The organism is Aliiglaciecola sp. 2_MG-2023, from assembly GCF_030548145.1.
Lineage (GTDB): Bacteria > Pseudomonadota > Gammaproteobacteria > Enterobacterales > Alteromonadaceae > Aliiglaciecola > Aliiglaciecola lipolytica_A.
The window spans coordinates 61947-87531 of the sequence record NZ_JAUORY010000009.1; the positions used below are offsets into that span (position 1 = coordinate 61947).

25 protein-coding genes are annotated in these 25585 nt (G+C 41.5%); 17 read left to right on the top strand and 8 right to left on the bottom strand.

Annotated features, from left to right (window positions below; genetic code table 11):
• Positions 1-48 precede the first annotated feature (48 nt).
• From rimK to Q4567_RS11235, 11 genes are all read left to right on the top strand, one after another.
• Positions 49-954 carry a 30S ribosomal protein S6--L-glutamate ligase gene (gene rimK / locus Q4567_RS11185; protein ID WP_216049086.1) on the top strand — a complete coding sequence of 302 codons (906 nt, stop codon included), beginning with the start codon at positions 49-51 and terminating at the stop codon, positions 952-954.
• Positions 954-1982 carry a succinylglutamate desuccinylase/aspartoacylase family protein gene (locus tag Q4567_RS11190; RefSeq protein ID WP_216049085.1) on the top strand — a complete coding sequence of 343 codons (1029 nt, stop codon included), beginning with the start codon at positions 954-956 and terminating at the stop codon, positions 1980-1982. The genes rimK and Q4567_RS11190 overlap by 1 nt, the downstream gene beginning before the upstream one ends.
• 16 nt (positions 1983-1998) lie before the next feature.
• Positions 1999-2442 (top strand): ATP-dependent zinc protease, encoded by a 444-nt coding sequence (locus tag Q4567_RS11195; RefSeq protein WP_216049084.1) that lies wholly within the window; start codon positions 1999-2001, stop codon positions 2440-2442.
• Positions 2443-2613: 171 nt separating this feature from the next.
• Positions 2614-4938 carry an EAL domain-containing protein gene (locus Q4567_RS11200; RefSeq protein WP_216049083.1) on the top strand — a complete coding sequence of 775 codons (2325 nt, stop codon included), beginning with the start codon at positions 2614-2616 and terminating at the stop codon, positions 4936-4938.
• A 148-nt stretch (positions 4939-5086) separates the two neighbouring features.
• Positions 5087-5770, top strand: a complete 684-nt coding sequence (locus Q4567_RS11205) for a spondin domain-containing protein (protein ID WP_216049082.1) — start codon at positions 5087-5089, stop codon at positions 5768-5770.
• 9 nt (positions 5771-5779) lie between these two features.
• A complete protein-coding gene (locus Q4567_RS11210) occupies positions 5780-6493 on the top strand; it encodes a spondin domain-containing protein (RefSeq protein ID WP_216049081.1) in 714 nt (237 codons plus the stop codon).
• An 89-nt stretch (positions 6494-6582) separates the two neighbouring features.
• Positions 6583-7320 (top strand): response regulator transcription factor, encoded by a 738-nt coding sequence (locus tag Q4567_RS11215; protein ID WP_216049080.1) that lies wholly within the window; start codon positions 6583-6585, stop codon positions 7318-7320.
• A gap of 175 nt (positions 7321-7495) precedes the next feature.
• Positions 7496-7687 (top strand): DUF2065 domain-containing protein, encoded by a 192-nt coding sequence (locus Q4567_RS11220; protein ID WP_216049079.1) that lies wholly within the window; start codon positions 7496-7498, stop codon positions 7685-7687.
• Between the two features lie 167 nt (positions 7688-7854).
• Positions 7855-9153 (top strand): adenylosuccinate synthase, encoded by a 1299-nt coding sequence (locus Q4567_RS11225; protein WP_216049078.1) that lies wholly within the window; start codon positions 7855-7857, stop codon positions 9151-9153.
• Between the two features lie 144 nt (positions 9154-9297).
• Positions 9298-10707: an aldehyde dehydrogenase family protein gene (locus tag Q4567_RS11230; RefSeq protein WP_216049077.1), complete on the top strand. Its 1410-nt coding sequence runs from the start codon at positions 9298-9300 to the stop codon at positions 10705-10707.
• Entirely contained in the window at positions 10707-11135 is a 429-nt protein-coding gene (locus tag Q4567_RS11235; protein WP_216049076.1) for a VOC family protein, read from the top strand. The genes Q4567_RS11230 and Q4567_RS11235 overlap by 1 nt, the downstream gene beginning before the upstream one ends.
• 9 nt (positions 11136-11144) lie before the next feature.
• Here Q4567_RS11235 and Q4567_RS11240 read toward each other — a convergent pair whose 3' ends face one another.
• The 3 genes from Q4567_RS11240 to Q4567_RS11250 form a co-directional block, all read right to left on the bottom strand.
• Positions 11145-11825 (bottom strand): YitT family protein, encoded by a 681-nt coding sequence (locus tag Q4567_RS11240; RefSeq protein ID WP_216049075.1) that lies wholly within the window; start codon positions 11823-11825, stop codon positions 11145-11147.
• A gap of 500 nt (positions 11826-12325) precedes the next feature.
• A complete protein-coding gene (locus Q4567_RS11245) occupies positions 12326-12526 on the bottom strand; it encodes a helix-turn-helix transcriptional regulator (protein WP_216049074.1) in 201 nt (66 codons plus the stop codon).
• Positions 12523-12945: a DUF2178 domain-containing protein gene (locus Q4567_RS11250; protein ID WP_216049073.1), complete on the bottom strand. Its 423-nt coding sequence runs from the start codon at positions 12943-12945 to the stop codon at positions 12523-12525. The genes Q4567_RS11245 and Q4567_RS11250 overlap by 4 nt, the downstream gene beginning before the upstream one ends.
• Positions 12946-13221: 276 nt before the next feature.
• Between Q4567_RS11250 and Q4567_RS11255 the strand changes: the two genes are divergently transcribed.
• Positions 13222-13917: a triacylglycerol lipase gene (locus Q4567_RS11255; RefSeq protein WP_216049072.1), complete on the top strand. Its 696-nt coding sequence runs from the start codon at positions 13222-13224 to the stop codon at positions 13915-13917.
• Between the two features lie 114 nt (positions 13918-14031).
• On the opposite strand, the gene fadA is transcribed toward Q4567_RS11255, so the two are convergent.
• Entirely contained in the window at positions 14032-15192 is a 1161-nt protein-coding gene (fadA, locus tag Q4567_RS11260; RefSeq protein ID WP_216049071.1) for an acetyl-CoA C-acyltransferase FadA, read from the bottom strand.
• Positions 15193-15213: 21 nt separating this feature from the next.
• Entirely contained in the window at positions 15214-17373 is a 2160-nt protein-coding gene (gene fadB / locus Q4567_RS11265) for a fatty acid oxidation complex subunit alpha FadB (RefSeq protein ID WP_303500449.1), read from the bottom strand.
• A gap of 304 nt (positions 17374-17677) precedes the next feature.
• Between fadB and Q4567_RS11270 the strand changes: the two genes are divergently transcribed.
• On the top strand, positions 17678-19630 hold the full coding sequence (locus Q4567_RS11270; protein WP_216049069.1) for a lytic transglycosylase domain-containing protein: 1953 nt from the start codon (positions 17678-17680) through the stop codon (positions 19628-19630).
• 119 nt (positions 19631-19749) lie between these two features.
• Positions 19750-21069 (top strand): Xaa-Pro dipeptidase, encoded by a 1320-nt coding sequence (gene pepQ / locus Q4567_RS11275; RefSeq protein ID WP_216049068.1) that lies wholly within the window; start codon positions 19750-19752, stop codon positions 21067-21069.
• 35 nt (positions 21070-21104) lie between these two features.
• On the opposite strand, the gene ispB is transcribed toward pepQ, so the two are convergent.
• Positions 21105-22076 carry an octaprenyl diphosphate synthase gene (gene ispB, locus Q4567_RS11280; RefSeq protein WP_216049067.1) on the bottom strand — a complete coding sequence of 324 codons (972 nt, stop codon included), beginning with the start codon at positions 22074-22076 and terminating at the stop codon, positions 21105-21107.
• Positions 22077-22300: 224 nt separating this feature from the next.
• Between ispB and rplU the strand changes: the two genes are divergently transcribed.
• The 3 genes from rplU (at position 22301) to cgtA (ending at position 24171) form a co-directional block, all read left to right on the top strand.
• On the top strand, positions 22301-22612 hold the full coding sequence (rplU, locus tag Q4567_RS11285; RefSeq protein ID WP_216049066.1) for a 50S ribosomal protein L21: 312 nt from the start codon (positions 22301-22303) through the stop codon (positions 22610-22612).
• Positions 22613-22627: 15 nt separating this feature from the next.
• A complete protein-coding gene (rpmA, locus tag Q4567_RS11290) occupies positions 22628-22885 on the top strand; it encodes a 50S ribosomal protein L27 (protein WP_216049065.1) in 258 nt (85 codons plus the stop codon).
• Between the two features lie 119 nt (positions 22886-23004).
• Positions 23005-24171, top strand: coding sequence for an Obg family GTPase CgtA (gene cgtA / locus Q4567_RS11295; protein WP_216049064.1), 1167 nt, complete (start codon positions 23005-23007; stop codon positions 24169-24171).
• Positions 24172-24176: 5 nt separating this feature from the next.
• Here cgtA and Q4567_RS11300 read toward each other — a convergent pair whose 3' ends face one another.
• Complete coding sequence (locus Q4567_RS11300; protein WP_303500453.1) at positions 24177-25181, bottom strand: PA2778 family cysteine peptidase; 1005 nt, start codon at positions 25179-25181, stop codon at positions 24177-24179.
• A gap of 15 nt (positions 25182-25196) precedes the next feature.
• On the bottom strand, positions 25197-25574 hold the full coding sequence (locus Q4567_RS11305; protein ID WP_216049062.1) for a PA2779 family protein: 378 nt from the start codon (positions 25572-25574) through the stop codon (positions 25197-25199).
• Positions 25575-25585: the final 11 nt, after the last annotated feature.

Sequence of the window (25585 nt, forward strand, 5' to 3'; positions counted from 1 at the left end):
GCTAAAGCTAAGTACTATAGGGCCCAGTTTATTATACGGAGTTTTACAATGCGTATCGCTATATTATCGCGAAATCCTAACCTTTATTCTACCAAAAGACTAAAGGAGGCCGGCGAATCGCGGGGACATACAGTTGATATTGTCGATACCATGCATTGTTATATGGATGTCACCAGTAGTCGACCATCAGTTCGTTATAAAGGTCGTGCTTTACCTAAGTATGATGCGGTTATTCCTCGAATTGGCGCGTCTGTTACTTTTTACGGTACTTCGGTTGTAAGACAATTTGAAATGATGGGCACGTTTTCCATAAACGAATCCGTTGCGATTAGTCGTTCTAGAGATAAATTACGCTCATTGCAATTGTTATCTCGCAAGGGTATTGGGATGCCAAGAACAGGTTTTGCTAATCATCCAGACCGGATCGACGATTTGATTAAAAACGTTGGTGGCGCACCAGTGGTCATTAAATTGCTAGAAGGAACCCAAGGTATTGGGGTGGTGCTAGCTGAAACTCAAAAAGCAGCGGAATCGATTATCGAAGCTTTTATGGGACTCAACGCCAGTATTTTAGTCCAAGAGTTTATTAAAGAGGCAGGCGGTTCAGATATTCGTTGTTTAGTGGTGGGTGGAAAAGTGATAGCCGCCATGAAACGTCAGGCGGCCGATGGCGAGTTTCGTTCAAATCTGCATCGTGGTGGAACAGCGAAAATAGTCAGATTATCTCCCGAAGAACGCAAAACAGCGGTAGATGCAGCTAAAACCATGGGATTGAATATGTGTGGCGTTGATTTGTTGCGTTCTAACAATGGCCCTGTTGTGATGGAAGTTAACTCGTCCCCAGGACTCGAAGGAATTGAAAAGGCAACCAACAAAGATATTGCTGGCATGATCATTGAGTTTCTCGAAACCAATGCCAAGCCCAATAGCACTAGAACCAAAGGTAAGGGCTAATGGAGCAACTCATTATAGGTGGCGTTGAAATTCTACCGGGTGAGAAAAAGCACGTACATATTGAAATGCCACCTCTTTATACCGATACCAATATGTCTATTCCCGTATATGTGCAAAGAGGAAGACGACCGGGACCAACTATTTTCGTCAGTGCCGCAATTCATGGTGACGAATTAAATGGGATTGAAATTGTTGGTCGCTTGATTCGCAATCGCTCAATAAAAAATTTACGCGGCACCTTAATTGCTGTGCCTATGGTGAATGTTTATGGCGTTTTGAATCAAAGCCGTTATTTACCCGATAGACGTGACTTGAACCGTAGTTTCCCCGGTAGCAAAAAAGGCTCTCTGGCCGGCCGAATCGCGCACACTTTTTTGAAAGAAGTAGTGGCAAAGTGTGATGTCGGGATAGACTTGCACACAGGGGCAATCCATCGCAGTAATTTACCCCAAGTTCGCGCTAATTTGGATGATGAAGACACGCTAAATATGTGTAAGGCATTTGGTTTACCAGTCATGCTCAATGCTGATATCCGCGATGGCTCATTGCGTCAAGCTGCCGCTGACTTAGGTGTAAAAGTGGTATTATACGAAGCTGGTCAGGCACTTAGATACGATGAATTTTCTATTCGTGCGGGCGTCAAAGGTATTATCAATATAATGCGCGACATCGGCATGTTGAATAAAAGTAGCTCGAAAAAAGAACATGATATTGAGCCTTTTATAGCTCGCCAAAGTGGCTGGGTAAGAGCCCATGAAAGTGGCTTTGTACAGCATATTGCGCAGCTTGGTGATCATGTAGAAAAGGGCGACCCTTTAGCCAGAATTGCCGATCCCTTTGGCAATGAATTAGGCACGCTACTGTGCCCAGCTGAAGGCATTGTTATCGGTAAGCAAAATATTCCATTGGCCCAAGAAGGTGAAGCCATGTATCACGTTGCCTATTTTAAAAAGCCGGATACAGTCGCTGAAAATGTTGAATTGCTACAAGACAACTTAGTATTGAATGAAGCCCCAATGGTTTATTAAACGGGAACGTTAAAATATGCAGACATACCAAAATATGCCAGTAATTGGTGCTTTAGAGCTTTGTAACTTACCTGAATTAGCTATTCAGAATTTAAATATTCGAGTGGATACCGGCGCGACAACCTCTTCTTTGCATGTTGATGATATTGAAGAGTTTGAAAAAGACGGTGAAACCTGGGTGAGTTTTAACATTCATCCAGACATACACGATGTAAATGACATTGTTAGGCGGGAAGCCAAAGTGGAGGCTGTGCGTAAAGTAAAAAGCTCTACTGCAACACGAGAACGTCGTTACTTAATTGAAACGCTTTTAGAAATAGCCGGTGCGTCTTGGAAAATTCATCTTAGCCTTACTGACCGTTCGGAGATGACCTATTTGATGTTGTTAGGCCGAGAAGCTATGAGTGGGCGATTAGTGGTAAATCCTGGGGAAGAGTATTTGCTTGGAACTAATCCGTAATGCAAACTGCCCGTCAGTTGGCGTTCAGTTTTGCGCTATGATGCACTGCAGGAATGGCTTTGGAAATTGCTGTTAGTGCTGAAAACACAATTGTTGCTATTTATTTATTAAGTAAACCGAGGGAGCCTCGCGTATATTTGGCGCTGGAAACTTTGGAAAAGTGGTTATTTGATGTCGGTTAAATCGTTAAAACAACATATTTTTAGGTTATCAAGTGGGTTGGTGTTGCTGTGTGCGATCGCCATTCTGACCAACGTTTGGATATCAACGATTGACCAAGCGAAGTTGCAGTTAGCAAATAATCTTAAAGTCGCCGAATCAGTATTTACCCAAGTACTTGATGCCAGAGAGGACCTGTTGATTAGTTCAGCTGAGGTACTCACTTCTGATTATGGATTCAAAACTGCTATAGGTAGTCAAGATAGTCCAACTATTGATAGTGTTCTGAGTAATCATACAAAGCGTATTTCAGCAGATTTAATGGCCCTGATATCTCTTGACGGCACTGTTACCAACAGTACCTCTGGGCGTTTAATTGTAGGCAATGAATTTCCTTTTCCGCAATTTATAGAACAAGCTGTTTATGAAGGTGGTGCTAGCGAAATTTTGCTGATAAATGATAAATTATATCAAGCAATACTATTGCGGGTAAGAGTTCCTGGGGCACCAGCTGTCGCTCTGGTGGGCTTTGAAATAGATAGAAGTGTACTGGATTTGATGAAAAGTATTACCCAGTTAGATGCCACCATCAAAGTCTATCGTGACCAACAACAAGTGTTTGTCACCTCCACCTTAGCTAAAGAAGCTGTTGACGCTAGTGTAATGTTTGAAAACCAGGATATTTCTTGGTTTAAATTGTCTTTTATGCCAGAGCATCAAATCATATCTAAGTCATTTTTGCTGAAGGAACGAGAAAACGGTCAGATATGGGCCATGATGTCAGAAGATTCTGAACGATTGTTTGGCGAATTCAATCAATTGCAAATCAAAGTAAGCGTTATTGCATTGTTAAGTGTGCTTTTAGCTTTAATACTTGGTGCGCTGGTGGCACGAAAATTATCCAAGCCTTTGGGGAAGTTGTCTTTCGTGGCACACAAAATCGCGGCCGGAAATTATGAACAGCCCATTGATATAAAGGCTAACACCGTTGAAATTGATGAGTTGGCGTCTTCCTTTCAAACTATGCAAGCCAATATTCATGAACGGCAAAAACAAATCAGTTATCAAGCCAGCCATGACTTGCTGACAGATTTACAAAATAGGTACCAGATCAGAGATGTGATAGCTAAAAAGTTTGCGACCAATCAACAGTTTCAAGTTATTGGAGCCAACATTATAGGTTTTAGAGGTGTTAACGATATTTTCGGTTATCAAAGTGGCGACGACTGTCTACAGACCATTGCCAGTCGTTTTAAACAACTCGGTGGCGAAAGTGCAAGATTGAATGGTGGGGAGTTTTTGTGGATCCCTGAAACTCCTTTGTCACTGGAAAAACTAAAAGATATCCAAAAAGAAATCGAATTGCCGATCATAATTGATGAAGTTGTGATGAATATTAAATTGGCAATGGGCATGTTGTGTTGTCCCGAAAACTGTGACGATACCGAAAGTGTGTTTAAACGACTCAATATTTCATTGGATGAAGCGCGTATATCTCCTAGCTTACTCGTTAAGTACCAAGACGATTTTGAAAAACGTTATACCCGACGATTAGCCATAATATCAGAACTAAAATATGCACTGGTGTCGGCTAAATCTGAGTTAAACATGGTTTACCAACCAAAATTAGACTTAAAAACAGGTCAGGTAACCCACGCCGAAGCATTGATTCGCTGGAACAGCAAGTCGTTAGGATTTGTGCCGCCCGATGAATTCATTGGTATTGCAGAACAAGCAGGCCTTATTGGACAGGTAACCGACTACGTGATTCGCACGGCGATAATGGATGCAAAGCGGGTGTCTGAGAGTGGGCTGGATATTTGTATTGCCATTAATTTGTCTGCTAAAGATATCCTTAATCCAAATTTACTTGGTGCTGTCGAGCGTCATTTAAAACACTATAAAGTGGCAGCAAGCCAATTGTCATTTGAAATCACAGAAAGTGATTTGGTCGCCGATCCACAAAAAGCAGTAATAGAATTAAATAAATTCAGAGAAGTCGGGTTTTCATTAGCGATCGACGATTTTGGTACTGGTTATTCTTCACTGGCCTATTTGAAACAATTGCCGGTTTCCGAACTCAAAATTGATAAGAGCTTTGTTTTAAACTTGGCAGATCAAAGCAGTGATCAACAAATTGTACAAACGATATTGGAATTGGCGCATAACTTTAACTTAGGTGTTATTGCCGAGGGAGTCGAAAACCAAGAAACCCTTAAATTATTAAGAAAGTGGGGCTGTGATTGGGTGCAGGGCTACCATGTTTGTAGGCCGATAGCGGTTGAAGATATGATTGAGTGGTGTTTGCAAAATAAACCAACTAACTGGTTTGAATAAAAACTGCTATTTGTAAAAAACCGTAATTCACTGGAAATTTCTCGCATTTGATGATGATTTGAAGGTTTCGTCATTCTTTCGTGATACTTTCGGGATAATTTCCGTCCAGAATTCTTCTCGTCAACTAACTTATTGTCGAGGAAAATTTATGAAAACAAGTACTAAAATGCTTACCGCTAGCCTACTGACCGTTGCTATGCAACCTGCATGGTCTGCTGACCTTACCGTTGAAATCCAAAATCTTACCCAAGGTATCTATTTCACTCCTTTACTAGTAGCTGCGCATACGCCTGAAGCTAGTCTGTTTGAATTAGGTGAAACTGCTTCTGCTGAAATTGAAGCTATGGCTGAGATGGGAAGTTTAGACGGGCTAATGAGTATCGGAACTTCGGTTAATGCCAATATGGTAGCCGACCCCGCTGGTGGTTTACTCGCCCCATCATTATCTATAAGCACAGCTCTTACTACTGATGATTCCAATACAGTATTATCTATTACCGGAATGATTTTGCCATCCAATGATGGGTTTGTTGGACTCGATAATTGGCCTATTCCTAGCGAAGCTGGAACCTATACTTTCTACTTAAATGCTTATGATGCTGGTACAGAAGCAAATGACGAATTGCGTACTAGTATGCCTGTGCCTCCTCCACTTGACCCGCTATTAGGCAGCAATGGTTCTGGAGTGACGAGTGAAGAGTCGAACAGTACCGTTCACGTTCACCGAGGTAATATCGGGGATGCAGAAACGGATGGTGGTACAAGCGATATAGTGAATAGCATTCATCGTTGGTTAAACCCGGTTGCCAAAGTTACTGTAACCGTAAACTAGGAGGCTGTTATGTTGCAATTATTTAAAAACAAGCCGCTACGTTTGGCTATTCTTGCCTCTATTACTCTTGGTTTAGTTGCCTGTAATGATGACGATGATCCTGAAACCCCATTACCGCCTGTGGCCGTGGATGTGACTTATCAAGTTACGGTAACTAATCTAACCAATGGACAGCCACTATCACCGATTGCTGTAATACTGCACTCAGATGATAACCTTTGGATGATTGGTGATTCTGCGTCAGTTGAGTTAGAAACTATGGCTGAATCTGGCGACAACTCAAGCCTGCTTGGTTTACCCATGGTTTTAGCTTCTGCCTCTGGTGATGCACCTGTAGGTCCTGGTGTTAGTGAAACCTTTGAAGTGAATATAGAGGACGTCACCGATGCTAAACTAACCGTTGCGACAATGTTAGTGAATACAAATGATGCTTTTACCGGTCTTAATGCTTGGGATTTATCTCAATTAGCTGTTGGAGATACTTGGAAAGGCGCAATGGCTGCATATGACGCGGGCACTGAAGGTAATTCTGAAGCTGCTGGGACTATTCCTGGACCTGCTGATGGTGGTGTCGGTTTTGAAGATGCGCGCGACGATGTTGATTACGTAGCAATGCATCCTGGAGTGGTTACTTCAGCTGATAACTTAGCCACATCGGTGTTGGATTCTCAACATAAATTCGACAACCCTGTAATCAGTATTAGTGTGACTCGAATCGAATAATAGGGCTACACTCAGTTAACTCTAGTCAATCGAGCTCTAGTAAATTGCAAGATGCTAGAGTTAACTTTGTATTTTTTAGGTAGTGTAAAATGACAGATAATGTGCTCTTGGTAGAAGACGATAACGATATTGCAAATTTGATTCGACTTAATTTATCCGAATTAGGCATTGAAACTACGCATATTGATAATGGTAAAGCTGCCTTAGAGTGTGCACTTAACGATGATTATTCGTTAATGATTTTAGATGTCATGCTGCCACAGATAAGTGGATTGGATATTTGTCGTCAGGTCAGAGATAAGAAACCTCAACAAGCGATTATCATGTTAACGGCAAAAAACTCAGAAACTGATCGTGTATTAGGGTTGGAGCTAGGTGCCGATGACTACATGACAAAACCTTTCAGCGTTAGGGAATTACAAGCAAGGGTGCGTTCGCAGCTCAGAAAAGTCGCACTGCTAGCTGATGCCGGTCGTTACATCGAACCTGAAACTGATAAACCATTGACCATAGGTAGTTTGGTGATTAATCAAAAAAATCACTTAGTACTGTTTGATAATGCAGCCCTGGATCTCACCGCTACAGAATTTGAGTTACTTTTTCATTTGGCCAGTCACCCAAATCAGGTTTTCAGTCGCAGTCAGTTACTTGAGTCAGTTTGGGGATACCATCACAGTGGTTATGAACACACAGTGAATTCTCATATAAACCGTCTTAGAGCTAAGATTGAAGAAGATGCTACTTCCCCGCAAATTGTGCAAACTGTTTGGGGCGTCGGTTACAAATTTAACCCTGAAGGTGTCCATAAATATGCGACAAACAATTGATTTATAAATATAAGTAAATGTTTTTTAATTCCAATTTAATATGATTACGTCGTTTAATTTTAGTCAATATAAGGCATACTAGGTGTCGCAAATTATTGACACTGTTTACCTTTGACCCTTTTTTATCAGCGCAATGTCAATTCTTAAAGATTAACTAATTCATAGGGAAGTGACTTTGGGCAACACTATACTTATCGCTTTTTCGCTAGTCCTCGTGATAGAGGGTATTGGACCTATGTTGTTTCCTAAACGTTGGAAAAGTTATATCTATCAAATTGCCACTCAACCAAATGAACAACTTCGCACTATTGGTGGTGTGATGGTGACTATAGGTGTAGTCAGCCTGTTCTTCCTACTTGAAAAATAAAATGGCGAAAAGTGTGTAAATTTGTTGTTTTTAGACGCTGCAAACATCTTTTTACTGAAAAATTACGATAAGTTAGCAATAAACCCCAGAGAAATTGAAAAAACGGATGATTTATCAACACAAATTTTGGTAGAATCCACGCCTAATTTCCTGACAGTTTTTCTTCAATGGCTAAAAATGTTGTAGTGCTCGGTACCCAATGGGGTGACGAGGGTAAAGGTAAAGTAGTAGATTTACTCACAGATCAAGCGACCTATGTTGTCCGTTATCAAGGTGGACATAATGCAGGTCATACGCTCGTAATCGACGGCGAAAAAACCGTTCTTCACTTAATTCCTTCCGGTGTTTTACGCGACAATATTACCTGTGTCATAGGTAATGGTGTGGTGTTGAGTCCAGAAGCGTTATTTAAAGAAATGAAAATGCTTGAAGACCGAGGAATCCCGGTAAAAGAGCGTTTGGTTATCAGTGAAGCCTGCCCGTTAATTCTTCCCTACCATATAGCTGTAGATATGGCTCGAGAAGAAGCGCGCGGAGCTAAAGCAATAGGCACAACTGGTCGTGGTATAGGTCCAGCTTATGAAGACAAGGTTTCTCGTCGCGGCTTACGTGTGGGAGATTTGTTTAATGCTGAAGACTTCGCTGTTAAACTGAAAGAAATTCTTGAATATCACAACTTTGTACTGACTCAGTATTATAAAGCTGAACCTGTGGATTTTGATACCGTATTAAAAGATGCCCTAGCGGTAGCCGACGTATTAAAATCAATGGTTGTTGATGTCACTGACGTATTGGATAAAGCCAGATTGCGTGGTGATGCCATTATGTTTGAAGGGGCACAAGGAACTTTACTCGATATCGATCACGGTACCTATCCTTATGTGACTTCATCGAACACCACTGTCGGTGGTGTGGCAACCGGTTCTGGTTTTGGTCCTCTTAATCTAGATTATGTACTAGGTATCGTAAAAGCCTACACCACTCGAGTTGGTTCAGGGCCTTTTCCAACTGAATTAGATTGTGAAGTTGGTCAACATCTTGGTATCAAAGGCCACGAGTTTGGTGCGACTACAGGTCGTAAACGTCGTACGGGTTGGTTTGACGCTGTAGCCATGAAACGTGCTGTTCAAATTAACTCAATTACAGGTTTCTGTTTAACCAAACTAGATGTGCTTGATGGTTTAGAAGAATTGAAGATTTGTATTGGTTACAAACAGGCTGATGGCTCAGTAAAAGACGTGCCTCCTATGGCTGCAGATGATTACGAATTGATCACACCTGTTTATGAATCTATGCCAGGTTGGAGCGAAAACTCCTATGGTGTAACCAACTATGATGATTTACCAGACGCTGCGCAAAAATACATTAAGCGTATTGAGGAAATCACTGGGGTACCAATAGATATTATTTCAACAGGCCCTGACAGAAACGAGACGATTATTTTACGTCATCCATTTTCTGCATAAACCTTGTTGTTCGCTATCATAAAGCCGCTTTTAAGCGGCTTTTTTTATGGCGCAATTATTAACAATAATTCATCATAACCATTGCATAATTCGGTTATAGCTACATGTGTAGTTATAGATACTTGAAAATTTTATGAGGTGCTTATGAATACTGCCAGTCAAGATACTGGAAAACCTGCGCAATCTAGCGATATTCAGGACTTAGTGTTGGGAATACGTGAAGTGTTTGCCAGTGGCTACAGTAAAGAGTATCAGTGGCGAGTAGAGCAGCTCAAGCAACTGGAGTTATTAATCCATGAGAAACAGGATGTTTTACTTGCAGCCCTAGAACAAGATTTGGGGAAATGTAAAACAGAAGCATGGATATCTGAATTAGGCTTTGTGCTAGGAGATATTCAACATACTCTTAAGCACTTAAAAAAATGGATGAAACCCCGAAAGAAATCTACTCCACTGGGGGCGCAACCGGGGAAAAGTTATATCTTGCCTGAACCCCTTGGAACTATTTTAATCATTGGTGCTTGGAATTATCCCTTTCAATTGCTTCTTGCACCTTTGGTGGCAGCGATAGCAGCGGGTAATTGTGCCGTTCTAAAACCTTCAGAGTTAGCCGCTAACATGTCTAAACTCTTAGCTGAACTCATTCCTGAATACCTTGATAATAATGCCTTTGCGGTGGTGGAAGGGGCTGTTGATGAAACCACAGAATTATTAGCCCAACGATTTGACCACATTTTTTATACCGGCGGTGAAGCGGTAGGGAAAATAGTAATGTCAGCTGCGGCTAAACACCTCACGCCAGTCACACTCGAACTGGGAGGGAAAAGTCCCTGCATTGTCGATAATTCGGCGAATATTGACGTTACTGCGGCGAGAATAGTTTGGAGTAAATGGATGAATGCCGGGCAAACCTGCGTGGCACCTGACTATGTTCTGGTTGATAAGAGCATAGCAGACCAATTGTTGGTGGCGATTGAGAGAAAAATAACGGCGTTTTATGGGGCGGCAGCTGAAACGAGTAAAGATTATGGCAAAATTATCAACCAACGACATTTTCAGCGTTTAGCTAATTATTTAGAAGGTCAAAATGTGGTTTTTGGTGGCAAGCAAAACATTCAAACGGGTTACTTCGAGCCGACTTTGGTTCTTAATCCGCCGTTAGACAGTGAGCTAATGCAACAAGAAATATTTGGACCAATCTTACCTATAGTCACATTAGATTCAATTGACCAAGCGATTCCTTTTGTTAACGAGCGATCTAAACCTCTGGCTTTGTACGTGTACACAAACAACGATGATTATGCGCAAAAAGTGTTGCATCAGACGTCAGCTGGCAATGTCTGTGTTAACGATGGATTTATGTTTATGACCAATCCTGACCTACCTTTTGGCGGTGTCGGTAATAGTGGGATGGGAAGTTATCATGGTCAATCTGGCTTTGACCGTTTAAGCCATTTGAAAACGGTGATGGAGCGTAGTTTTAAATTTGATGTTAGTTTGCGTTACCCACCTTTTAGTAAATTCAAATTATCAATTTTGAAAAGGATTTTATAATGAACGACAGTGATATCCGTCCCTTTCATTTAGCTATTCCGGTCGACGATTTGCAACAAGCTGAGCGTTTTTATGGGGAGGTTATTGGTTGCTCGAAAGGACGGCAAAGCGAACAATGGATAGATTGGAATTTTTTTGGACATCAGTTGGTTACACATTTGGTTGAAAATATGCCCTCAGCAGCCAAACCCAATGAAGTGGATAATAAATCCGTTCCTGTACCGCACTTTGGCGTGGTGTTGAGTATGCAAGATTGGCACGCATTAGCTGAGCGAATGCAACAACACAATACCGATTTCGTTATTCAGCCATACGTGAGATTTGCCGGTCAAGTTGGCGAACAAGCTACAATGTTCTTTCTTGATCCTAGCGGCAATGCTTTAGAATTTAAGGCGTTTAATGATTTACAACAATTGTTTGCGGTTTAAATAGTAAAACTAATTACCTGAAGACTGTATTGTCTCATCAAACATGAGTTCTTGCTGAGCAGTCGCTTCGGGTTGTTTCTTCTTTACCTTTTTAGTCGCAGTGTATCGACCTGGAATGTGGTTTACTGCGATTAAAATATTTAACGTAACTGCGCCTAAAACTGACAATACAACGATATTGAATTCAAACATCAACAGCGATGACAACAGAATAATACAATCAGCCACTAAACCAATGTGACCCGCTCGAAGATTAAATTTATTTTGCAGATAAAGAGCTAAAATTCCCAGCCCACCTAGGCTTGATTTATGTCTAAACATGATCAACATGCCAATACCGATGAGCATGCCGCCTACAGTTGCCGCAAACACTGGGTTAAGATCAGAAATGACAATAAAGTGATCCATATATTCTGTCATTAGCGACACCAAAGTTACCGAGATAAAGGTATTGACGGTGAAACGTTTACTGAGCTTTGTCCATGCTAAAAAATAAAAAGGGATGTTGACGACAAAGAACACAACACCAAAACTAAAGGGTACAAAATGTGTTCCTATGATTGCGATTCCGGCACTACCACCCGTTAAAATTCCCTGAGTTCCGAAAAATACAACGCCTAAGGATACGAATATACCTGCACTGAAAAGTGCCAAAACATCTTCGTAGAATCGGTGTGTAGGGAATGGCATAGCTGATGGTTTTCCTTTTCTCAATGGGGGTTCTGGAATTTGCCGCAAGTGTACCGCAATTAGCTCAGCTTAAAAGCTTGAAGAGATTATGATGCGGTGGAATTTTGACCGTTTAAGTATCGCTTTCTTTACGACTCTTTACACTAGGGTAAACGGACTGTATATAAGATGTAACTATGCATTGGCAAACGCTAATAATGTCCCAGAATTACAATTTTTTGTCCCAATTTTAATACTTTGCTTGTCCCAAAATTATAAGTTCATGTCCCAAAATTATAAATTGGTGCTCCAATTCTCATGGTGTCGCTTAATTAAAATACATGGATAAATACGACTAAGTGCTTTTCCATCTTTGGAAAATATCGTTTCTTTTCAAAAATTGGGTATCAAAGGTATTTTATAGGTATGTAAGCACTAACTTTTTAGTGCTTCATTTATCTAAAAGGTGCAGCTAAATTACCTATATTAAACCCTAAGTTAACTGGCAGCACCTAGCAGCGTTAATCTGAATATTCATCATCAAATATTTCTTCAATGGGCATACTAAAAAGCCTCGCAGCTTTAAACGCCAAAGGTAAACTGGGATCAAATTTACCTTTCTCAATTGCGTTTATAGTCTGCCGAGATACATCTAATGCATCGGCTAAATCAGCTTGCGTCCAGTCACGCTCAGCCCGCAATACTTTTAGACGATTTTTCACATGTATCTCCTATAACCAATGGCCACTGCAATGCCGTAACTTATCCCCATGACAAATAAAATATTAGACGGGTTAGGAGAGTGAGATATTAGGCGTACTGCTTCTAACAATCCGTACATGGCTCCAAAGACCATACTTACACCCAATGAGATTGCCATCGCTTCCAATTGTATCTTCCGTTGCATTTCATCCATACAGATTAAATGTTGTTTATTTGCGATTATCATTTTGAAACCAAATCCAAGGTTGATGAAAATAGCAATAAGCGTGAAAGTAGTTGCATAATCCCAAAAAAATTTGGGGCCAAATGCCACTAACGCCAAGCTTAATACCCAACAAGATGTCCAAACGAAAAGTTGCTTTGTCGCTGATTTCCCTCTTTGCTTAATATTTTGAGAGTCGTTTTTTATGGAATTCATATGTATGCCTCATTTGATATATAGTAAATTACACTTTACTTTATGGAAAGTGTAGATGTCTTTTATGCTGAGGTCAAGCATGCTTTACAAAATGTTTGGCTTTATTGATATTTCCCGATGCAGAGCTCACTTTAAAGCTCGGTCAAGTGCCCATTGGCTGCAACATATGAGACCTCATATTTTAAAATGTTTTTTCCGCGCTGCACTAAAGTACTATAGCCAATTAACATTTCATTAACTAAAAATAGAGGCTCTACTAACTCACGAGTTCTAACTATGAAAATTCATTTTACTTTGTTCGTAATGTTAATGTCGTTTGCCACTTTTAATACATTTGCAAGCAGTTGCAAAGATGCTGTTGTGCTAGTGCATGGAAATACTGCGTCTCCGGATAGCTGGGACAATACCTATGAGCTGTTGCTCGATGCTGGTTATTCATCGTCAGAAATATTTCGCCCAGATTGGGGATCAAAATCCTGTGCAGTTTGTAATAATCACTCTGGGAGTGAAGAAACACCAGTGAATCAAGCCATCACCAATGCCATAGCAAGTTCTTGTACGGGGAAAATTGATGTTATTGGCCATTCCATGGGAGTCACATTAGCAGCTCAACAGATTTCTAAATTAGCGGTATCGAGCAGTGTAGATACATTTGTTGGTATTGCAGGAGCTGTGCGTGGACTTTGGTCATGCGGCGTTTATCCATTTAATGTTTGGAATTCTACTTGCGGATATTATGGGTTGTCGGTGCAAAGTCCGTTTCTAGATAGCCTCTACGGTACGCCTTTAGGTGCTAAAGTATACTCCATAAAAAGCAACATCGATCAGATAGTGTGTAGCACAGGTGTTTGTTCTGTGGGGGGCGTTCATAGCAGCAGTATTTGGAATGAAGACGCAAGTTATACCTATATGTTAGGGCATTTTGGATTACAAACTGATACGGCTAATCAACAAGTAAACTTGATTCAGTAATTGAGTTTGTACAATTCCAACAACCCAAAGGGTTGAAGTGACATAAAAAAACACCTAATGGGCCTAACCCATTAGGTGTTTTTTAATCAATACTAAGGTTTGTTTATTAGGGTGTTAAACCCGTTCAAACACAGTAGCTATACCTTGACCAAGGCCAATACACATAGTGGCTAGACCAACAGACTTGTCGTTAGCTTCCATTAGATTAAGCAAGGTTGTGGAAATACGTGAACCGGAGCAACCAAGAGGGTGACCTAGTGCGATTGCACCACCATTAAGGTTAACTTTGTCTTCGTAAGTATCGATCCAACCCAACTGTTTAATACATGACAGTGCTTGGGCTGCAAAGGCTTCATTAAATTCAGCCAATTCAATATCGTCCATGGTCATACCGGCACGCTGAAGTGCTTTTTTGGTTGCCGGAACTGGACCAAAGCCCATAATCGCTGCATCACAGCCAGCTACTGCCATCGAACGAATTTTAGCTCTAGGTGTTAAACCAAGGGCTTTAGCGCGTTCGGCAGACATAAGTAACATCGCAGAGGCCCCATCCGATATCGCTGATGAAGTACCAGCTGTAACGGTTCCATTTACGGGATCAAATACCGGGCGAAGTGCCGCCATAGTTTCGATAGTGGAATCTGGACGAATCACTTCATCAGCCTCAATGAGTTTCAATACTCCATTAGCGTCATGGCCTTCAGTTGCCACAATTTCATTCCAGCGACCTTCTAAGTGCGCTTTATGTGCTAACTGATGCGAACGAGCACCAAAGGCATCTTGCATTTCACGAGTAATGCCGTTTTGTCTACCTAGTAATTCAGCTGTCATACCCATGTTGCCAGATGCTTTGGCAGTATATTTGGCTAAGCCAGGGTGAAAATCTAGGTTGAAGTTCATGGGGACATGACCCATGTGTTCAACACCACCAATCATGTACACATCGCCCATGCCAGTCATGATACCTTTAGCGGCATCGTGAAGAGCTTGCATCGATGAACCACATAAACGGTTTACTGTCACAGCAGCCGTTGTGCGTGGTATTTGGGTCAATAGTTGCGCGTTACGAGCAACGTTAAAACCTTGTTCTTTGGTTTGCTGTACGCATCCCCAAATGATGTCTTCAATTTCACTTGGGTCAACACCAGGGTTGCGCTCCAATAATTTCGTCATCAAATGAGCAGATAAAGTTTCTGCTCTTACGTTACGGAAAATACCGCCTTTAGAACGACCCATAGGGGTACGAATGCAATCAATAACAACAACGTCTTTCATGTTAAGTCTCCTTGGGTCAGTTTAGGCTGAAAGTTGAAAGTAAGATTTACCAGAAGCGGCCATTTCGCGAACGCCGTCAGTGATTTGGTAAATCGGCCCTAAATGCGCGTATTTATCCGCTAAGGCAACAAAATTACTCAATCCCATTGTTTCAATGTAGCGGAACACGCCACCTCTAAACGGTGGGAAGCCCAAGCCGTAAAGTAGTGCCATATCAGCCTCAGCTGCACTGCCTACTATGCCTTCTTCTAGACAACGAATCATTTCATTGGCCATTGGAATCATTAAGCGCGCAATGATCTCATCTTTGTCGAAGTCTTTTGTTTCGGCACAAATAGGTTTGATTAACTCATAGGCTTCTGGTGCTGGTGTTTTACTAGGGCGACCACGTTTATCTACGCCAAAGTTATAGAAACCTTTGCCGTTCTTTTGCCCAAGTCGCTCAGCTTTATACATAACAGTGACTGGATCATCGCCAATTTTCTGCATACGTTCAGGTATACCGTCTGACATCACACTTGAGGCGTGGTCAGCAGTGTCCATACCAACAACGTCCAACAAATATGCTGGACCCATTGGCCAACCGAAGATTTTTTCCATTACTTTATCAACGGCAACAAAATCAGCCCCATCGAGGACAATTTTGCTGAAACCTGCGAAGTACGGGAATAAAACACGATTGACTAAAAATCCTGGACAATCATTAACCACAATGGGTGTTTTACCCATTTTTAGAGTGGCAGCTACAACTGTATTAATGGTTTCTTCAGAGGTTTTTTCGCCACGAATGATCTCAACCAATGGCATTTTGTGCACTGGATTAAAGAAATGCATGCCACAAAAGCGTTCAGGCTTGTCTAAGCTCTTGGCTAATTGGTTGATCGAAATTGTTGAAGTGTTAGAACAAATGATCGCATCGTCTGCTACTGCTTGCTCTGTTTCTTTCAATACAATGCCTTTGATCTTAGGATTCTCAACAACGGCTTCTATTACCAAGTCCACGTCTTTAATGGCTGAGTATTCTAGTGTAGGCACGATATTGTTTAAGGTTGAGGCCATCTTGGCAGCATCGACTTTGCCACGTTGCATACCTTTACCTAAGATTTTGGCTGCTTCATTTAAGCCTAGATCCAATGCCGGTTGGGCGATGTCTTTCATGATCACAGGCGTGCCTTTAACTGCAGACTGGTAAGCTATTCCGCCACCCATGATACCTGCACCTAATACCGCTGTTCGTTTAATTTCTTTAGTAGAAGCTTTTGCTTGTTTTTTGCCTTTACTTTTTACTAACTGATCGGCAAGGAAAATTCCAACTTGTGCTTTTGCTTCATCAGATTTTGCTAACTGAGTGAAACCTTCATTTTCAAGCTTCAACGCACCTTCGCGGTCAAGGCCTGCGGCTTTAGTTACCGTATCAACCATCATATGAGGTGCAGGATAATGTTTCCCTGCTTGGGCGGCGACCATGGCTTTAGCCGTTGAGAAGCTCATTAGGGCTTCATTTTTACCAAGTGTAAGTGGTGCTTTCTTTTGAGCTCGTCGTGCTTGCCAGTCAAATTTGCCAGCAATCGCATCTAATAAAATACTTTTACCTGCTTCAATTAAATGCTCTGGTGCCACTACGCTATCAACAGCTCCCTCAGCTAAGGCTTTCGCTGCTTTTCTGTCGCGACCTGTGGTCATCCATTCAAGGGCGTTATCTGAGCCTATCAGACGTGGCAGGCGAACCGTGCCACCAAAACCAGGCATTAACCCTAATTTTACTTCCGGTAAACCTATACTGGCTGTGGTGTCGGCAACACGTAAGTCACAAGCTAACGTCATTTCACAACCGCCACCTAGTGCGAAACCATTTATTGCTGCGACTGTAGGGAAAGGTAAATCTTCAAATAGATCAAATACTTGAGAAGTTTTAGCTACCCAATCAAGCACTTTTTCTTGGGGCATATCAAATAAACTAGTAAATTCGGTGATGTCTGCACCAACGATAAAAGTAGATTTGGCTGAACGAACTAGAAGACCTTTAATATCACTATTTTTAGCTAATGCTTGGGTTGCTTGATCTAATTCATTTACGGTTTGCTGGTCAAACTTGTTCACAGAACCTTGTGCATCAAACACCAGTTCTGCGAGGCCATTTTCCAGTAATTTCGCGCAAAGGCTTTTGCCTTCAAAAATCATCGTTATCTCCTTCAGTTTAAGGCAGAATAAATGGCTTTCGTTAAGTAGAATAAATCGTCTAAAATACTTAAAGCCATTTAGTAGGGTTTTTAAATCTAATTATAATTGTGTAATTTATTGCACTTAAGCAGTAAATTGTTGTCGAAGATCTAGTTATTCTCAACTCTAATCTGAGCTCATAATAACATGTGGTCGGATCTCTATTATTCAATTTATTTATGTATTAATATTTTTTGAACAAAGCATGTTAGTACTTGCCATGCTTTGTACAGGTAATTTATTGTTCGGAGTTATGACAACTGTTATGAACTATTTTTTCCGAAATGTCTTTTTAGTGCTCGCCGTTTTTTTGGTTTTCAGCACTCACCTGCAAGCACAAACGTCGGCGTCTGCCGTTGACGATGCTTTAGCGCATCAACGAAACGTGTTTAAAGCGCTAGAAAATATGGTGGCCAAACCTAACTCTGCGGAATATCGCCGTTTAAGGGAACAATTAAAAGGCTATCCGTTAGAACCTTACATTGAGCAGCAAACTCTCAAAGCCCATCCATATTTAGCTAATCAAGACAAAATAGATACTTTTTTAGCCCAATATGAAGGTTCTCCTTTAGACCGATCGTTGCGTTATAAATGGTTAACCTATTTAAAAAATAAAAATTATGCTGATTTATACATGCAGTATTTTCGACCCACCTCGAATGTGGAGCTCACCTGTCAGTATTTAACGTATCAATTAGCCGATCCTGCGAATCGTGAAAGCGTATTTAAAAAAGCATCTGAACTTTGGGTAGTGGGTAAATCACAGCCAAATGAATGTGATAAGGTTTTTGCTGCTTGGACGCAAGCTGGTTTTAGAACCCAAGAACGGGTTTTGAAGCGGTTGGCGTTGGCTGGAAATGGCGGTAGTCATACCCTGATTCCTTACTTAAAGACGCTGTTACCGGTTGAACAGCAATATTTAGCTGACTTGTGGTTACGGGTCCGTCGCTCGCCCAACTATGTTAGCCATTTATCTAAATTCCCTAAAAAACACCCAGAATTAGAACTGGATATTATTCAGTATGGTTTAGGACGCCTAATTTGGCGAGATGAAGAACTTGCGATTAAAACTTGGCAATCGGTACTCAAAAAATTCGATGTTGAGCAAAGTCGGCAGTATGATCTTGCTGGCAAATTTGCGGTGGCTTTAGCGATTTCTGAACATCAAAAAGCCGATGAGTGGCTCGAAAAAGCCAGCCATGAAAATGCCGACGAACAGTTATTTCGCTGGCACTTAGCGCACGTGTTGAAAACCGGAAATTGGCAACATGCATTGGAAGTGATAGAACAGATGCCGGAAAAAAATAGCACTGAACTGAGTGCTAGATATTGGCAGGCCCGAGCTTTGGAAAAAATGAATGCCCTTGAAAGTGCGAATCAAAATTACCAATGGTTGGCAAAGCAACGCCATTATTACGGTTTTTTAGCTAGTGGTAAGTTAGCGCAAACACCGCAAATTATAGATCGTCCGTTGGAATTTGATAAACAAACCTTAAACCATATTGCCAATATGGATTCGGCGAAACGGGCTTACGAGTTTCTTCAATTGGAACGCTTTACTTCTGCACGTCGAGAATGGTTTCATCTGCAATCGCAGCTAAATCAACAGCAAAAACTGGTATCTGCGGTTTTAGCCGATAGTTGGGGCTGGCATGACCGGGCCATTTATGGTTTTTCTAATACCGGGTATTTAGATGATATTAAACGACGTTTTCCAATGGCCTATCGCGAGGAGTTAGTTAATCATTCTGAGGCCAATCAAGTTGATCCTGCTTGGGCGTTTGCCGTTGCCCGCAGGGAAAGTTCGTTTATGGCAGACGCGAACTCCAGTGCTGGCGCAAAAGGACTGATGCAACTATTACCTGGTACGGCTCGTTATTTGGCAAAAAAACAACTCAAAACCAACGTGCTTTTTGATCCTGATATTAACGCCGGCTATGGCACTCAGTATTTACGTTACTTAATGGACAAAATGGATAATAATCCGGTGCTTGCCACAGCGTCTTACAATGCTGGCTGGCGACGAGTGCAGAAATGGATCCCCAAAGATCACAGTGTAGATATGGATGTTTGGATTGAAACCATACCTTATAAAGAAACCCGCAACTATGTGAAAGCAGTTTTAGCGTATCAGCAAATTTATGCAATGCAGTTAGGTAAAAAGTCACCATTATTCAATGAACTAGCGAATATGCAACTGGGTGGGCAAACGTTATAAATGTGTAAATTGATTTACATTTTAGAGATTAACTTTCGCCGCCTTTGTTGACCAGTTCCCTTTGGTATATGTTAATCTAGCTGCATTGAATCTAATCTATATGAAGTCCGATAAATACTATGCATACACTTTCTGAATTATATCCCAGCCACATTATTGAAATGCAAAAGCGAACTAAAGAAGCTTTGCTGCGTGAGGGCATAGATGGCTTGATTATCCACTCTGGTCAAAGCAAGCGAATGTTTTTGGATGATAATCATTACCCATTTCATGTTAACCCTCAATTTAAAGCTTGGGTGCCGATAATTGATAATCCAAACTGTTGGTTGGTCGTAAATGGTGTCGATAAGCCCAAGTTGATTTTTTATCGACCTAAAGATTTCTGGCATAAGGTGCCACCAGAACCTACTGCCTTTTGGGCGTCTGAATTTGATATAGTGTTATTGACTCAGGCGGATGCCGTAGAAAAACATCTGCCGTACGACAAGAAGAAGTATGCTTACATTGGGGAATATTTAGAGGTCGCCAGAGCGTTAGGCTTTGATATGGTAAACCCTGATAGAGTCTTACATTATTTACATTATTATCGTGCTTATAAAACAGATTATGAATTGCTGTGTATGCGCCAAGCTAATCAAATGGCCGTTAAAGGGCATTTAGCTGCTGAACAGGCGTTTAGAGGTGGCATGTCTGAGTTTAATATTAATCAAGCTTACTTAAAGGCGGTGAAACAAGGCGACAATCAAGTGCCATATAACAACATAGTCGCGCTAAATGAAAACGCCGCGATATTGCATTATATGGAGCAAGAAACCGCTGCCCCCACTAAATCTCGTTCATTTTTAATTGATGCGGGTGCAAGTTTCCATGGGTACGCTGCAGATATTACACGTACTTACAGTCAACAAGATGATCGTTTTGCCGAGTTAGTCGCTGCAATGGATGAGGTTACTCTCAAATTGGTTGACCTATTAAAGCCAGGTGTGGCTTATACTGAAGTGCACTTAGCTGCCCACAAGTACATTGCTGAGTTGTTGAACCGTTTTAATATTGTTAACTTGTCTGCAGACGATATTTTGCAAAATGGCATAACCAAGACCTTTTTCCCCCACGGTATTGGCCACTTTTTGGGGTTACAAGTTCATGATGTAGCTGGACATGTAGCGGATGATCGCGGTACGCCTAATCCTCCTCCTGAAGCGCATCCATTCCTTCGTACTACTCGTATTATCGAATCAAGACAAGTCTTCACAATTGAACCTGGTTTATATTTCATAGATAGCTTGTTGGCAGATTTACGTGCTACTGAACAGTCCAAATACCTAAATTGGGATGTGATTGATGCTTTTAGACCCTTCGGTGGAATTCGTATTGAGGACAATATAATTGTGCATCGCGACCGGAATGAAAATATGACCAGAGAAATGGGCTTAAATTAGTCTTTAAATCTTTGTTAGAGCAAACGCCGCTATTGTTAAGCGGCGCGTTCTACAGATATATTTGCCAAACCAATAAGTGCTTTTTTGTAATCTGAATCAGGCAATGGCGCTAAGGCTTCAATTGCTTGATTAGCTGCTTGCAGCGCTTTTTGTTTGGTGTAAACCAATGAACCAGTTTGTTCCATGGCGGCTAGAATCTCGTCTAGACTTTCCATGCCGTTGTTTAGTTCAATTGCTTCTTTGATAAGGGCTTTTTGTTTCTCATTACCGTTCCACATAGCATAAAGCAGAGGTAAAGTGGGTTTGCCTTCTGCCAAATCATCCCCTACATTTTTACCCATTTCGTCGCTATCAGCGGCATAATCAAGAATATCATCAACTAACTGGAATGCTGTGCCTAAGTAGCGCCCGTAATCTTGCATAGCTTGCTCAATTTCAGGCGTTTGATCGGTGATCACGGCAGCTAAAAGAGTAGCAGCTTCAAATAAGCGTGCAGTTTTACTATAAATGACTTCCATGTAGCTTTCTTCACTGGTGTTGGGATCATTGCAATTCATCAATTGCATGACTTCACCTTCAGCGATAACATTTGTCGCAGATGAAAGAATCTCCATCACTCGCATACGCTTTAAGTCGACCATCATTTGAAATGAACGGGTGTACAAAAAGTCACCTACCAACACACTGGCTTGATTGCCAAAAAGTTCGTTCGCTGTTTCTCTTCCTCTTCGCATCGTGGACTCATCTACTACATCGTCGTGTAATAGAGTCGCAGTATGAATAAATTCAATAATCGCTGCTAGTGTGTGATGCTGCTGGTTTTCAATGCCTACTGCACGGGCGGCAAGCACCGTAATAAGTGGACGTATTCTTTTACCGCCACTGTTAACAATGTAGAATCCCAATTGATTTATTAATGCCACATCTGAATTCACTTGGGATTGGATTAAGGCGTTAACAGCTTGCATGTCAGGATCAGCAAGACGGCGTATGTTATTTAAGTCCATTATTAATTAATTGGCTCATTTTTACGGTATGTTAATATGCGTGCAATTCTACATAAAAACACAGATCTATCTAGTCAAGTAACCGAATATTATGGCTGTTCACGGAAAAAGCTGAGCTTTTACCAAAATAATTACGATTTAGGCTTGCTACGATAGTTCAGTTCACGTACAATTCGCGCCCTGTTTTTGAATTGTAGCGCCGTGGGCGCAGAGCGGAGTTAAATATGTACGCGGTTTTCCAAAGTGGTGGTAAACAACACCGTGTGGCCGAAGGCCAAACCGTTCGTCTTGAGAAAATCGAAGTCGCACCGGGTGAAGCGGTTGAGTTCGATAATGTCTTGATGGTTAGTAATGGTGATGATGTAAAAATTGGTATGCCTTATGTTGATGGCGGCAAAGTAACTGCTGAAGTAGTTTCTCATGGTCGTGGTGACAAGATTAAAATTGTCAAATTCCGTCGTCGTAAGCATTCTCGTAAGACCCAAGGTCATCGTCAGTGGTTCACGGAAGTGAAAATCACTGGTATAAACGCTTAATAGGAGTACGAACTAATGGCACATAAAAAGGCGGGTGGTAGTACTAATAACGGTCGTGACTCAGAAAGTAAACGTTTAGGTGTTAAGCGTTTCGGTGGCGAGTCAGTATTAGCTGGTAATATCATTGTTCGTCAGCGTGGAACTCGTTTCCACCCTGGAGATAATATGGGTATCGGTAAAGACCACACTCTTTTCGCATTGTCTGATGGCAAAGTTGAATTTGGTGTTAAAGGTCCTAAGAACCGCAAATATGTAAGCATCGTTGCAGAGTAAGACGAGCTAACAAGTAAATTGAAAAAGCCCCGCTCTTGCGGGGCTTTTTATTGCTAGAGAAAAAAGTTGGGGCGGAGTAATATATTACTTGGCCCGTGTAAGCTTAATTGAGGTGTGAGATGAAATTTGTAGATGAAGCTGAAATACGTGTTGAAGCTGGAGACGGCGGCAATGGCGTTATCGGTTTTCGCCGCGAAAAATACGTTCCTAGGGGTGGCCCTGATGGAGGCGATGGTGGTGATGGCGGCAGCGTTTATCTGGTAGCAGATGAAAACCTTAACACCTTAATTGATTTTCGCTTTGAACGTTTTCACCGTGCTGAACGTGGCAAAAATGGCCAAGGCAGTGATTGTACAGGGCGTGCAGGCGAAGACTTAGAGCTTAAAGTACCCGTAGGTACCAGAGCCACCGATAAAGATACTGGTGAGGCTTTAGGTGACTTGACCAAACACGGTATGCGTTTGAAAGTGGCGCAAGGCGGTTTCCATGGCCTTGGTAATGCGCGTTTTAAAAGTAGTACCAACCGTGCCCCAAGACAAAAATCTAACGGTTCTCCAGGAGAGATTCGTTGGTTAAGTCTAGAATTGATGTTGCTTGCCGATGTTGGTTTATTAGGGTTACCTAATGCCGGTAAATCGACCTTTATTCGTTCGGTATCGTCTGCAAAACCTAAAGTTGCTGATTACCCTTTTACTACTCTTGTACCTAATTTGGGGGTAGTAAGACAGGATTCTCAACGTAGCTTCGTGATAGCGGACATTCCTGGATTAATCGAGGGAGCTGCAGATGGAGCTGGCTTAGGCATACGCTTTTTGAAACACCTAGAGCGTTGTCGGGTACTGTTACATTTGATTGATTTATTACCCGCTGATGAATCTGATCCGGTAGAAAATGCCAAAGCAATTATTGCTGAATTAGACAAATACAGTCCTAAATTGGCGGCTAAACCACGTTGGTTAGTCTTCAATAAGATCGATTTGTTGCTCGAAGAAGAAGCCAAAGAAATCTGCGATAAGATCATTGAAGCATTAGATTGGGATGGCCCAAGTTTCCAAATCTCAGCATTCCAGAAGAAAAACACCGACGAAGTTTGTCGCGAAGTCATGAATTACTTAGATACACTGCCAAATGAAATGGATAGTTTGGAAGAGTCTGAGGAAGAAGTTAACTTCAAATGGGATGCGTACCACAGTCAGACACAACAAGATGATCACTTAGAAGATGATGATGATTTTGATGACGACGATGACGATTACGATGTAGAAGTGGTTTACACTAGAGAGTAGATTTTTTAATCGACTAAGCTAGGTAATTGACACTGAGCGCCTGAAGTATTTTCAGGCGTTTTTGTGTCTGTTGTTTCTGTTAAGAGTTCAGCATAGCTGCGCTTTAGCAAATCATCATCTGGAAATTTGTCTAAGGCGTATTCCATCAGTTGCCGCGTTTGTACAGGGCATCCTTGATTGGCAAGAGAGTAAGCGTAATTGTTTAGGTAAGCACCCTGATCTTTACCATACTGCCAACCTTTGAAAAACCATTGATTAGCCTGTTGATAATCGAACTCTGCGAAATGATTAGCAAGCAAAAAGTACCCCAGCCATTGTTCAGGCCACTGTTTAGTCGCAGCAATTAAGTTTGTTAAACCGGCTTCCACTTGGCCGGTTTGTAGCATGTCAAATGCTGCACTAGTGTATTTAAATGCGTCCAAATTATTATGGGTTAATCCCGCAGGTAAGGGCATCAAATACCAATAATTCCCCCTTTGCCATAGGCGCTCAAAAAGCTCAAATGACATAGTATGGCTTTCGGTGACCCCTGTGTGGAGCTGAATAGTTTGACTATCGAGATCATATCCAGTGACCAATGCATAATGCCACATAGGCAACCAAGAAATTGATTGGTTCTGAAAAACGATGACAGGCACATCATGCTCAATTGAATAAAGTAATTGTTCCAAATTTCCGCGTCCAGAATAGGCTAAATAGCCATACTGCCTAGCAGCTGAAACCATTTCCAATTGCAAGCTGCCTTCTTTTTCAGGAATAAATAGCTTAGGCGCAATATCTTCAGCGGAGACTTGCTCTCCATAATAGGCGAACACCTCAGATAAGGTTGTTGGCCCGCAGTAAAATTCTTGCTGAGGATAAAAAGGAACGTCATCGAGATTCTTTTGACTCGGTATATCCGTTGGCGCAGACGCCTGCAAGGCGTCCGCTTGTGGCGTCGATTGACATCCGGTTAGCCAGAAAGCGCCAACCAATAGCAGCCACTGCACAACCAAGGTGATATTTTTCATCCGGTAAATATTATGTTAGCTGTTGATTGGACGAATGAACGGATAAACATCGGTAATTCCCAACACATCTAATACCGCAATAACCACAAGCACAGTCACAATAGTTCCTACAATACCACCTGCTGGAGCTTCGTTAAGCTGGGCATTCAGTTGATTAATTTCACTGTCCGTCATTGCATTAATTCTGGCTAGCGCGTCTTTTTGTTCAACGCCTAAATCGACGAGTTTATTCTGCACTTCTTCTCGATCAAACATAGAAATAATTTGTTGTTTGTTATATTGAGTTGATTGAGTTTGCATTACGCTTGAAGAGCTAATTGCTTCGGCATGAACCAAACCGCTGAAAAGCGTTAACGCCATTATGTTTGCAATCAATAGTTTTGTGAGTTTCATAATTACTTCCT